The 11,736-nt window shown below is 74.2% G+C and carries 8 protein-coding genes, 1 tRNA gene and 1 pseudogene; 6 read left to right on the top strand and 4 right to left on the bottom strand.

The features are described 5' to 3' along the window. Positions 1-210, bottom strand: a pseudogene (locus ACWDVG_RS17555) (hypothetical protein); the annotation flags it as partial. An 82-nt stretch (positions 211-292) separates the two neighbouring features. On the opposite strand from ACWDVG_RS17555, the gene ACWDVG_RS17550 reads away from it, so the two are divergent. The 4 genes from ACWDVG_RS17550 to ACWDVG_RS17535 all read left to right on the top strand — a co-directional run bounded on the left by ACWDVG_RS17550 (position 293) and on the right by ACWDVG_RS17535 (position 5,017). Then, on the top strand, positions 293-2,227 hold the full coding sequence (locus tag ACWDVG_RS17550; RefSeq protein WP_451700105.1) for an SPFH domain-containing protein: 1,935 nt from the start codon (positions 293-295) through the stop codon (positions 2,225-2,227). A gap of 132 nt (positions 2,228-2,359) precedes the next feature. Beyond that, positions 2,360-2,953, top strand: coding sequence for a lytic polysaccharide monooxygenase auxiliary activity family 9 protein (locus ACWDVG_RS17545; RefSeq protein ID WP_451700104.1), 594 nt, complete (start codon positions 2,360-2,362; stop codon positions 2,951-2,953). Positions 2,954-3,131: 178 nt separating this feature from the next. After that, the gene (locus ACWDVG_RS17540) at positions 3,132-4,424 is read left to right on the top strand and encodes a sensor histidine kinase (protein WP_451700103.1); all 1,293 of its coding nucleotides are present in this window, start codon (positions 3,132-3,134) and stop codon (positions 4,422-4,424) included. Then, a complete protein-coding gene (locus tag ACWDVG_RS17535; protein WP_451700102.1) occupies positions 4,364-5,017 on the top strand; it encodes a response regulator in 654 nt (217 codons plus the stop codon). Before ACWDVG_RS17540 ends, ACWDVG_RS17535 begins: the two co-directional genes overlap by 61 nt. Before the next feature lie 82 nt (positions 5,018-5,099). Here ACWDVG_RS17535 and ACWDVG_RS17530 read toward each other — a convergent pair. Further along, positions 5,100-5,173: transfer RNA gene (locus tag ACWDVG_RS17530), tRNA-Lys, on the bottom strand. Positions 5,174-5,271: 98 nt separating this feature from the next. After that, positions 5,272-6,030 (bottom strand): IclR family transcriptional regulator, encoded by a 759-nt coding sequence (locus ACWDVG_RS17525; RefSeq protein WP_451700100.1) that lies wholly within the window; start codon positions 6,028-6,030, stop codon positions 5,272-5,274. Between the two features lie 468 nt (positions 6,031-6,498). Here ACWDVG_RS17525 and ACWDVG_RS17520 point away from each other — a divergent pair, with 468 nt between their 5' ends. Together ACWDVG_RS17520 and ACWDVG_RS17515 are read left to right on the top strand one after the other, a co-directional pair. Next, positions 6,499-7,527: an LLM class flavin-dependent oxidoreductase gene (locus ACWDVG_RS17520; protein ID WP_451700110.1), complete on the top strand. Its 1,029-nt coding sequence runs from the start codon at positions 6,499-6,501 to the stop codon at positions 7,525-7,527. A gap of 347 nt (positions 7,528-7,874) precedes the next feature. Continuing rightward, complete coding sequence (locus ACWDVG_RS17515) at positions 7,875-9,569, top strand: glycosyl hydrolase family 18 protein (protein WP_451700099.1); 1,695 nt, start codon at positions 7,875-7,877, stop codon at positions 9,567-9,569. Positions 9,570-9,690: 121 nt separating this feature from the next. Here the strand turns inward: ACWDVG_RS17515 and ACWDVG_RS17510 are convergent, their stop codons facing one another. After that, positions 9,691-11,700 (bottom strand): putative bifunctional diguanylate cyclase/phosphodiesterase, encoded by a 2,010-nt coding sequence (locus ACWDVG_RS17510; RefSeq protein ID WP_451700098.1) that lies wholly within the window; start codon positions 11,698-11,700, stop codon positions 9,691-9,693. Between the last annotated feature and the right edge of the window lie 36 nt (positions 11,701-11,736).

Genomic DNA, 11,736 nt, shown 5'->3' with positions numbered 1-11,736 from the left:
GTGACGGGTGCGGGAGGGGCGGAACCAGGTGCCGATGGAGCCGGTGAGGCGGCGGAGCCGGGCGGCGGGTGGGGCGGTCTCGGGTACGGCCGCGGCTCCGGGCACGGGACGGCCGGTCGCCCGCGAGGACGCGGCGCCCGGCGCCGAGGGCGGCGCGTCCTCGGCGCCGGGGGTTCCCTCCGCGTCGGGCGCGGCCGAGTCCCCGGCCACGGGCGGTGCCCCGCCTGCGGCCCCGGGCACGGCACGGCCCGTCGGCGGTGCGGCCTCATCGGTCGCGGGCCCGTCCGGCACCGTGCGCCCTGTCGGCGGGGAGCGCGCGGCGGCTGCCGGGCCGGGCGGCTCGCCCTCGCCGGCGGGGCACACCGCTGCCGCGTCGGCTCCCCGGGCCACCCCGGCCGACACCGTACGGGCGGTCGGCCGCGAGGCCGTGGCCTCGACCGTCACGGACCCGTCCGGAGGCGCCGGGGCGGCCGGGCTCGGGGCTGCGCCGGTCGCCGGGGCGGCCGCGCCCCGCGTCGCGGGAGGTGCGGTGCCGCCGCTCGCCGGTGCGGCCGCGTCCCGCGCCACCGAGGGCTCGCCCGCGTCGGGGCGGGCGGTGCCGTCGGCCGGGGCGGCCGGGGCGTCGCCCGGCTCCGGCGCTGCCGCTTCCCAGGCCCCGGCGACCCCGGCGGCCCCCGCCGCCGCGTCCGACACCGTACGGCCGGTCGGCCGCGAGGCCGTGGCCTCGCCTGTGACGGACCCGTCCGGAGGCGCCGGGGCGGCCGCACCCCGCGTCGCGGGAGGTTCGGTGACCCCGCTCGCCGGTGCGGCTTCGGCCCCGCTCGCCGGTACGGCCAACGCGGCGCCGGTCAACGGGGCGGCCGCGCCCCACGCGGCGGGGGCCTCGGCCTCGGCGGCACCAACCCTCTCGCCCGCCTCCGCGCCGGACGCCCCCGGCACCGTACGGCCCGCGACGGCCGGGGGTGCCGCGGGAGGGGGGTTCCGGGTGGCGTTCGGGGAGAAGCCCGACTTCCGGGTGATCACGACGGCACGCATCGGCGCCCTCGCCGAACCCGTCGCCGGCGTCGTCCGCGTCGTACGGCGCAAGAACGTGATCGGCACCGAGACCACCGGCTCCATCCCCGTCCACCTGCTGTTCCGCGACGAGCCGCACACCGCGCCCAAGGGCGACGCCGACGACGGCGGCCCCGACACCGTCGCCATGGACGCGCCCGGCGCGAAGCCGCGCAGGACCGTGATCCCGTCCCCCGGGGCCGTCCAGGCACAGGGCAGGAAGACCGCCCGGCACGCCGCCGCCGTCTCGCGGCCGGCGCCGACCGCCGACCCGGATCTCGTGGAGCGGCCGGGACGGGCGCTGCCCGGCTGGGTCGGCGTCGTGGGGGGCGCGCTGGCCGTCGCCGGATCGGCGGCGGTCGTGTGGTGGGCGGGGGCCGTGCCCGCCGAGCTCGCGCGGATGCTGCGGCTGCCGGTCCGCCCGTACCACGGCATCCACCTCGGCCAGTGGGCGCTGCTCGCGCTCGGCGTGGTCGCCACCCTCTTCGCGCTCGGCGGCCTCGGCCGCGGCCGGGTCGGCTACGCCTGGGTCCTGACGCTGTTCGGCGACTACCGGGGCACGGTCCGCCGCACCGGTCTCGTCTGGATCAGCCCGCTGCTGCTGCGCCGCAGGGTCGACGTACGGCTGCGGCACTGGCGCAGCGAGCCGCTGCCCGCCGTCGACGCGAAGGGCACCGCGCTCGACGTCGTGGTCCTGGTGGTGTGGCGGGTGCGGGACACCGTCCGGGCGGCGCTCGGGGTGGACGGTCACGAGGACTACCTGCGGGAGCAGGTGGAGGCGGCGATGGCCCGGGTGCTGTCGCAGCTCCCGGCGGACGCGTTCCACGAGGACGCGCCGACGCTCCGGGACGCGGAGGCGGTGGGGGAGGCGCTCACCCGGATGCTGTCGGCGGAGTGCGCCCCGGTCGGTGTGGACGTGTTCTCGGCGCAGCCGACCCGCATCGAGTACGCCCCTGCGGTGGCGGCCGCGATGCAGCGGCGCCGGATCGCGGCGATCGACGCCAAGCACCGGGACAGCGTGCTGACGTCGGTGGTGGACGCGGTGGACGACGTGGTCCACCGGCTGACCAGTCGTGGTCTGGTGGAGCTGGACGACTACGAGCGCAAGGCGCTGGTGAAGGACCTGACGGTGGCGTTCTACACGGGCCGCACGGCTCCGGCGGAAGGTGCGTGACGGCCGTGTGACGGGGATGGACAGCGCGAACTTCCGTCCATACCTTGTTACTTGGTCCAGACCAAAGCAGTGACATCCGTACGCGCGCGCACGGCCCCACGGAACTCCCCCACGTTCTCCAGGAGCGTCAGCATGCGCAAAAAGTCAGTCGGAGCGGGACTGGTGGCGCTCGGCGTCGCCGGTGCCACCCTCCTCGCCACCGGCAGCGCCGGAAGCCACGGCTACACCGACGCGCCGATCAGCCGCCAGAAGCTCTGCGCCAACGGCACCGTGACCAACTGCGGCTCCATCCAGTGGGAGCCGCAGTCGGTCGAGGGGCCGAAGGGCTTCCCGTCCGCCGGCCCCGCCGACGGCCGGATCTGTTCGGGCGGGCTCTCGCAGTTCGCCCAGCTCGACGACCCCCGGGGCGGCACCTGGCCGGCGACCAGACTCACGGCGGGGCAGAGCTACAGCTTCCGCTGGCAGTTCACCGCCCGCCACCGCACCACCGACTTCCGGTACTACATCACCAGGAACGGCTGGGACCCGAGCCAGAAGCTCACCCGGGCCGCGCTCGACCCCCAGCCGTTCCTGACCGTCCCCTACAACAGCCAGCAGCCGCCGTCGACCCTCTCGCACTCCGGGACGATCCCGGCGGGCAAGACGGGCCGGCACCTCATCCTGGCGGTGTGGACGATCGCGGACACCGCGAACGCCTTCTACGCCTGCTCGGACGTCCAGTTCTGACGGAGCACCAGCCGCCGTCCGCCCCATGAGGGCAGGGCCACGGCGGCCCCTCGCGGGGGGCCGCCGTGGCCGCGACCACCCGGTGGGGCACCCGCCCCGCCCGGTAGGGCGGGCACCACCTCCGGTACGCCCCCCAGGCCCATGGTCCCGGCCCCCGCCGCCGCCTAGCGTGGGGGCCATGGACGCCCGAAACCTCTGGCAGGCACTCGCCCGGTCCCGCTACCCCCGCGGCTCCTGGCCCTGGCGCGCCGCCGGGTACCTGGCGAGCGGGGCCGTCGCCGGAGCCACCGCCTGCGCGGTGCTCGTGGTGCTCGCCGCGTTCTCGCTGGTCCTCGTCGGGCTTCCGCTGCTCCTCCTCGCCGGGGTCGCCCTCGGCGGCGCCGAACGCCGCCGCCTCCGGCTCGTCGACCGGGGCCCGGCCCACGACCCGCACCGCGTCCCCGGCGCGCCCGGCCTCGCCGCCTGGCTTCGGCTGCGCGCGGGGGAGCAGGCGACCTGGCGGGAGCTGGCGTACGCGCTCCTCTTCGCCACCGTCCTGTGGCCGCTCGACGCCCTCGCGCTCGCCGTCGGCGTCGGACTGCCCGCGGCCCTGCTGAGCGCCCCGCTCCAGCTGGCGGCCGACGGCCGGGAGGCCAAGGTCGTCAAGGCCTATCTGGTCACCTCGTACCCCGAGGCCCTCGCCGCCGCCCTCCTCGGCGCACTGCTCCTCGTCGTCCTCGCCTATCCGCTGGGCGCCGTCGCCGGGTCCCGCGCCGCCCTCGCCCGCGCCCTCCTCACCCCGCGCGAGGCGGAGGAGGACGGCATCGGCGAGGTCATCGCCTCCCGGGCGCGTCTCGTCGACGCCTTCGAGGCCGAGCGCCGCCGCATCGAGCGCGACCTGCACGACGGGGCGCAGCAGCGGCTCGTCGCGCTCACGATGACCCTGGGTCTCGCCAGGCTCGACGCCCCGCCCGGCGGCCCGCTCGCCGAGCAGCTGGCGAAGGCCCACGCCGAGGCCGGTCGGGTCCTGACCGAGCTGCGGGAGCTGATCCACGGCATCCGGCCGCAGGTCCTCGCCGACTACGGGCTCGGCGCGGCCCTCGCGGACGCCGCCGACCGCTCGGCCGTGCCCGTCGACACGGACGTCGACCTGCCCCGGCTGCCGGACGCCGTCGAGAGCGCCGGGTACTTCGCCGGCTGCGAGGCGCTCGCCAACGTCGCCCGCCACAGCGGCGCCTCCCGGGCCCGGATCACCGCCCGCCTCACGGACGGGGTGCTCCGCATCGAGGTCACGGACGACGGCCGGGGCGGCGCCGATCCCGCGCGGGGCTCGGGTCTCACCGGACTCGCCGACCGGCTCGCCGTCCTCGATGGCACACTGAAGATCATCAGCCCGCCGGGCGGGCCGACCGTCCTCCGAGTGGAGATCCCGTGCAGCGCTCTCTCCGTGTCGTCCTCGCCGAGGACAGCGTCCTCCTCAGGGAAGGCCTGATCGGACTCCTGGCGCGTTTCGGCCACGAGGTGGTGGCCGCGGTGGGGGACGCCGACGCCCTCCGGGAGGCCGTCGCCGCCCACGACCCGGACATCGTGGTCACCGACGTCCGGATGCCGCCCGGCTTCCAGGACGAGGGGCTGCGCGCCGCCGTCGCCCTGCGCGCCGAGCGCCCGCGCCTGCCGGTCCTGGTCCTCAGCCAGTACGTGCAGCGCAGCTACGCCGCCGACCTGCTCGACGCGGGCGACGGCACGGGCGTCGGCTACCTCCTGAAGGACCGGGTCGGCCAGGTCGAGGAGTTCGTCGAGGCCCTGGCCCGGGTCGCCCGCGGGGGCACGGTCGTCGACCCCGAGGTCGTACGCCAGCTGCTGCGGCGCCACCGCGACCCGCTGGAGGCGCTGACCCCGCGCGAGCGGGAGGTGCTGGCCCTGGTCGCGGAGGGGCACTCGAACGCGGAGATCGCCCGCCGTCTGGTCGTGACGGAGGCGGCGGTCGGCAAGCACATCGGCAACATCCTGGCCAAGCTGCGCCTGCCGCCGGCCGAGGACACCCACCGCCGGGTCCTCGCCGTCCTCACCTACCTCCGGGCCTGAGGCGCGGGAGGGCAGGGGGGCGAAGGCGAGGGGAGACGAAACAAGGGAGCCCCTCGCTTCCGCGAGGGGCTCCCTCTGTCTGTGCGCCGCCAGGGACTCGAACCCCGGACCCGCTGATTAAGAGTCAGCTGCTCTAACCAACTGAGCTAGCGGCGCCTGCTGACAGAGAAAATACTACCCGGTCCCGCGAGGTGCTCGTGACCACCCCGCCGGGACCGGGTTTCCGGTGCGGCTCCCCTCCGCTCCGGTACGGCTCAGATCGCCAGCGACAGCACCACCGGAGCCGCCCTGCGGTTCAGCGTGTCGGCCGCCGCGCGCAGCCGGTGGGCGTGCTCGATCGGCAGGGACAGGGCCAGACAGCCCACCGCCGAGCCCGCCGTCAGCGGGACGGCGGCGCAGACCGTGCCGACCGCGTACTCCTGGAGGTCCAGGACGGGGACGGTCGCCGGCTGGCTGTCGAGCTTGGAGAAGAGGATCTTCTCGTTGGTGATCGTCCGGGAGGTCAGCCGGGCGATCTTGTGCCGGGCGAGGTGGTCGCGGCGGCCGTTCTGGTCGAGCTGGGTGAGCAGGCACTTGCCGACGGCGCTCGCGTGCGCGGCCGAGCGGAAGTCCACCCATTCGTTGACCTTGGGCGTGCGCGGGCCGTCGGCGAACTGGGTGATCTTCACCTCGCCGTCGATGTACCGGCTGATGTAGACGGCGGCTCCCACGGAGTCGCGGAGTTCGGTCAGGGTCTCCTGGAGCTTGGCCTCCAGGGCTTCGCGGCGGGTCAGGCCGGAACCGAGGAGGACGAGGGAGTCCCCGATCACATAGGCGCCGTCGGCGACCTGCTCGACGTACCCCTCGCGGCGGAGCATGAGCAGCAGCGACGACAGGTGGGCGACGGGCAGTCCGGTCTCACGCGCGATCTGGACGTCCGTCACCCCGCCACCGTGCCGCGAGACCGTCTCGAGGACGCGCAGGGCGTATTGCACCGAGTGGAACGGTGCGGTGGGCTCGGGCTTCAGCGCCACGGTTTCCCCCTACCAGGTTGTGACCGCAAGCTTCCGTACCACGATAGCCGCCAAGGGCCGTTTGCGGGGCGGCTGTTGGCGAGAATGATGCGCCGGATCCGGGCCGTACGCTGGGCCGCGCCCCCTTGGCATATGCCCCTGTCACGCGTGCTCCGTAGAGGCTCAGGTCAGCGGGGTGAGCGACGGGCCGGAGCACCTGTGGCCGACCCGTGGAGGGCGCGGGATTTTTTTCGGAGAACCCGGCCTCCGGGGGCCTCGGCGACGTCCCGGGAACAAACGGAGTCACCCTCCTGTTGTGTTCCGGATGTATTCCCACAGGTGCCGAGGAGGGTCCAGACGGTGAGCGACAGCGTGCGAGGGGACAGCGTCCCGAGCGAGGCCGTCCGGGGCGAGGTCGTCCCGGACGAGAGCGTCCGGGGCGAGGCCCCCCGCGACAGCGTCCGGGGCGAGGCGCGGGGGACCGCCCCCGTGCCCCTGTCCGTACTCGACCTGGTGACCGTCGGCAGCGGGCGCACCGCGTCCCAGGCGCTCGCCACGAGCGTCGCGCTCAGCCGGCTCGCCGAGCGGCGCGGCTTCCACCGGCACTGGGTGGCCGAACACCACTCCATGCCCGGCGTCGCCTCCAGCTCCCCCGCGGTGATCCTCGCCCACCTCGCCGCCCACACCCGCCGCATCCGGCTCGGCTCCGGCGGCGTCATGCTGCCCAACCACGCGCCCCTCGTCGTCGCCGAGCAGTTCGGCACCCTGGAGGCCCTCGCGCCCGGCCGGATCGACCTCGGCCTCGGGCGCGCCCCCGGCACCGACGGGGCCACGGCCGCCGCGCTGCGCCGCTCCGACTCCCTGAACGAGGGCGCCGACGACTTCCCCGAGCAGCTCTCCGAGCTGACCCGGTTCCTCGACGACGACTTCCCCGACGGCCATCCGTACGCCCGGATCCACGCCGTCCCCGGCCCGGTGCAGGGGCCGAAGGGCCGTCCGCCGATCTGGCTGCTCGGCTCCTCCGGTTTCAGCGCGCGGCTCGCCGGACTGCTCGGGCTGCCCTTCGCCTTCGCCCACCACTTCTCGGCCAGGAACACGATCCCGGCGCTCGACCTCTACCGCGACTCCTTCCGGCCCTCCGCCGTCCTCGACGAGCCGTACGCGCTGATCGGCGTGGCCGCGCTCGCCGCGGACGACCCGAAGGAGGCGTACCGGCAGGTCCTCACCGGTGCGCTGTCGATGCTGCGGCTGCGCACCGGCCGGCCCGGGCTCATCCCGACGCCGGAGGAGGCGGAGGCGTACGGATTCAGCCAGGCCGAGCGGGAGTTCGTGGACGGCTGGCTCGCCAACGTCGTCCACGGCACGCCGGACGAGGTCCGGACCGGCCTGGACGACCTGCGGAAGCGGACCGGGGCCGACGAGCTGATGATCACGGCGAACGCGCACGGCGGGGACGCCCGGCTGCGGAGCTACGAACTGATCGCCGACGCCTACGACCTGCCGGACCTCCCCGCGTAGGACCGCAGCAGCACCGCAGCACGCGCGGGACCCGCAGAACACGGACACCCCGCACGCCCGCGGGAGCCCGAGGAGGCGCGGCCGCGACCGTGGAACCGCGGATTCGTGGGCGGTTGGTTCATCCTCGAACGAACCGCAGCCGCACCCTAAGCGAACCTTAAACCGCTCGTCACCGATGGTGGCGGGCGGTTCCGCTTTGTGCTGCGCGCCTCTGACAAGGGCTTTCTTCCGCGAATTGGTCTAGTCCTCAATCTGGTTCAGACCATTGACGCGCTGTTCGTGCGCCGGTTATCACTTCTCCAACTCCTGTACGGCACATCCCAGTACCCCCCCATCGGAGGCCGCACGTGCACCCCCGTAAGCCCCTGCTCGCCGCGCTGCTCAGCTCGGCCCTCGCCGCCGGCGCGCTCGCCGCGACCGCCGGTCTCGGATCCGCCCAGGCTGCCGACTCGACGACCACCGCCGCTGCGGGCAACGTGCGCATCGCGTACTACGACCAGTGGAGCGTGTACGGCAACGCGTTCTACCCCAAGCACCTCGACACCCGGGGCATCGCGAGCCAGCTGGACGTCATCAACTACTCGTTCGGCAACATCCACCCCACCAACCTCACCTGTTTCATGGCCAACAAGGCCGCGGGCGACGACAACAACCCCAACGCGGGTGACGGCGCGGGCGACTCGTACGCCGACTACCAGAAGTCCTTCTCCGCGGCCGACTCCGTCGACGGCGTCGCCGACAAGTGGGACCAGCCGATCGTGGGCGTCTTCAACCAGTTCAAGGAGCTGAAGGCGAAGTACCCCCACCTGAAGATCAACATCTCGCTCGGCGGCTGGACCTACTCCAAGTACTTCCACGACGCGGCGAAGACGGACGCGAGCCGCAAGAAGCTCGTCTCCTCCTGCATCGACCAGTACCTGAAGGGCAACCTGCCCGTCGAGGGCGGCTTCGGCGGCCCCGGCACGGCGGCCGGCATCTTCGACGGCATCGACATCGACTGGGAGTACCCCGGCTCCTCCGGCGGCCACCTCGGCAACCACTACGGCCCCGAGGACAAGCAGAACTTCACCCTCCTGCTCGCCGAGTTCCGCAAGCAGCTCGACGCGTACGGCGCCGCCAACGGCGGCAAGAAGTACCTGCTGACCGCGGCCCTTCCGGCCGGCCAGGACAAGATCAAGTACATCGAGACGGACAAGATCGGCGCGTACCTCGACTACGCGAACATCATGACGTACGACATGCACGGCGCCTGGGACGGCGACGGGCCGACGTACCACCAGTCCCCGCTGTACCCCTCCCCGAACGACCCGACCGACGTCATCGCGCCGGGCACCGAGAAGTACTCGATCGACGCGGCCATCGACTCCTGGATCGACGGCAACCCGGCGTACGGCATCGCGGGCGGCTTCCCGGCGGGCAAGCTGACCCTCGGCTACGAGTTCTACTACCGCGGCTGGAAGGGCGTCCCCGCCGGCACCACCAACGGCCTCGCCCAGACCGCGACCGGCGGCTCCGGCGCCCGTCCGCTCAGCCAGCAGGCCGGCATCGCCCACTACAAGGAGCTGGGCGGCATCGTCGACAACGCGGCGACCACCTTCTGGGACGACCAGTCGAAGTCCTCGTACTTCTACAAGGACGGCGAGTTCTTCACCGGCCTCAACCAGCGCTCCATCCAGGCGCGGGTGGACTACGGCAAGCAGCGCGGCCTGGCCGGCGCGATGATGTACTCGCTCCTCGGCCTGGACGAGAACGCCACCCTGCTGAAGCAGATCAACACCGCGCTCGGCACTCCCACCACCCCGCCGACCACGCCTCCGACCACTCCGCCCACCACCCCGCCGACGACTCCCCCGACCACGCCCCCGACGACGCCGCCCACCACGGGCTGCACCGCCCCGGCGTACGTGGCCGGCACCGTCTACACCGGCGGCAGCCTTGTCTCGCACAAGGGCCGCACCTGGAAGGCCCAGTGGTGGACGCAGAACGAGGAGCCCGGCACCACCGGCGAGTGGGGCGTCTGGAAGGACCAGGGCGCCTGCTGACGCCGAGGCCCTGATCCGCACGACCCCCTCATGAGCGCTGCCCCCGCCCGGAATGTCCCTCCGGCCGGGGGCAGTTCCATGCCCGGGCGTACGTCCCCGGGTACGCTCGCACCGCCCCGGCTCAGACCCGCAGCGGCTCGGTGCCGATCAGCGCGGCGATGCGGTCCGGGGCGACGGCCCGCGAGTACAGCCAGCCCTGCCCCGTGTCGCAGCCGATCCGCCGCAGCCGGCTCGCCTGGCCCGAGGTCTCCACGCACTCGGCGGTGACCGTGAGCCCCAGCCGGTGCGCGAGCTGGACCAGCGCCTCCACGATCAGCTCGTCCGCCGGGTTGGCGTGCTCCTCGTCCTGGAAGCCGCGGACGAAGGAACCGTCCAGCTTCAGGACCGAGACCGGCAGCCGGCTCAGATAGGCGAGGTTCGAGTAGCCCGTGCCGAAGTCGTCGATCGCGATCCGCACGCCCATGTCGCTGAGGGCCTGGAGCGCCTGGAGCGGGCGGCCCGCCGAGCCCATCACTGCCGACTCGGTCAGCTCCAGCTGGAGGAGGTGCGGCGCGAGACCCGTCTCGGAGAGGATCCCGGCCACGTCCGCGACCAGGTCGGAGTCCCACACCTGGCGGACCGCCACGTTGACGCTCACGAAGAGCGGGCGCTCGCGCGGATGGTCCTTCTGCCACTGCCGGGCCTGCCGGCACGCGGTCCGCAGCACCCACCGCCCCAGCTCGACGATGGTGCCGTCCTCCTCGGCGATCCCGACGAACCGATTCGGCGCCAGCGTGCCGAACTGCGGGTGGTTCCAGCGCACCAGCGCCTCCACCCCGCGCACGGCCCCGTCCGCCAGATCGACCAGCGGCTGGTACTCCAGGGCGAACTCCCCGCGCTCCAGCGCCGGCCGCAGCGTGGAGGAGAGCGCCTGCCGGGTCATGCGGTGCGCGTTGCGCTCCGGGTCGAAGAGCGTCCAGCGGGCCTTGCCGTCGGCCTTCGCCCAGTACAGCGTGGTGTCGGCGGCCTGCATGAGGCCGGTCGCCGTCGTCCCGGTCGCCCCGCGCTCGACGACCCCGATCGAGGCCGAGACCGAGAGCCGCTGCCCGGCCAGGTCGAAGGGCCGCTGGAGTGCGTCGAGCACCGAGCGCGCCAGGTCGGCCAGTTGTTCCGTACCGGTGGAGTCCTCGACCAGGATGGCGAACTCGTCGCCGCCGAGCCGCGCCACGAGGTGCCCGCCGCTGCGGGTGTAGCCGTCGCTGTCCGCGCACTCCGTGAGCCGGGCGGCGACGGCGGCGAGCAGCCGGTCGCCGACGCGGTGGCCGAGCGTGTCGTTGACGGCCTTGAACCCGTCGAGGTCGAGGTAGCAGATGCCGATCCGCCCTGTTCTGCCATACCCGTACGACTGGTGCGACCGGTACGGGTGGGGGGCGGCGTGCTCCCGTCCGGCGCCGTCGCGGGGACCGCCGTCCCGGGAGGCGGGGCCGCCGCCGCGCCGCTCCTCCGCCAGGGCGGCGGCGTCCTGGACCGCGGAGTCCAGGGCGGCGGAGAGGCGCTCGAAGAACAGGGCGCGGTTGGGCAGCCGGGTCACCGGGTCGTGCATCTGCAGGTGGCGCAGGCGGGCCTGGAGCTCGCGGCGGTCGCTGATGTCCGCGACCGAGAGGAGGACGCGCCGGCTCTCCGGCATGGGCGCGACGGTGACCTCGGCCCACAGGGAGCGGCCGTCGGGGTGCTTGAGCCGGCGGGTGCAGCGGAAGCGGGAGCGGTGGCCGCGCAGCACCTCGTGGTACGCGTGCCAGGTGCGGCCGTCGGCGGCGAGGTCGACGAGGTCGGCGGCGGCCTGCTCGCGGAACGAGGCGGCCTCGGCCCCCAGGAGGGAGCCGAAGGAGTCGTTGGCGTCGACGACGACGCCGTCCTCGTCGACGAGGGCCATCGCGAGGCGGGCGGCCATGAACGCGGCCCGGTGGTCGCGGAGTTCGGCCTCCCGGCGGGCGTCGGCTCCGGTGGAAGCTCCGGGGTGTGGTCCGGCGAGGCGTCCGGCTCCGGCTCCGGCGGAAGCTCCGGGGTCCGCGTGACGCTCCGTGAGCGCCCGTTCGGCGGGGGTCGTGCCCGGCGGCTCTGGGTGCACCGGTCCTTCGGGGGTTCCGCTCACCGCTCGCTCCCGTAGTGCAGTCGGGCCGTTCACATG

The organism is Streptomyces sp. NPDC003327, assembly GCF_053589515.1.
Note: the sequence above shows the minus strand (reverse complement) of the source record. Positions and strands in the feature narration are given on the sequence as shown.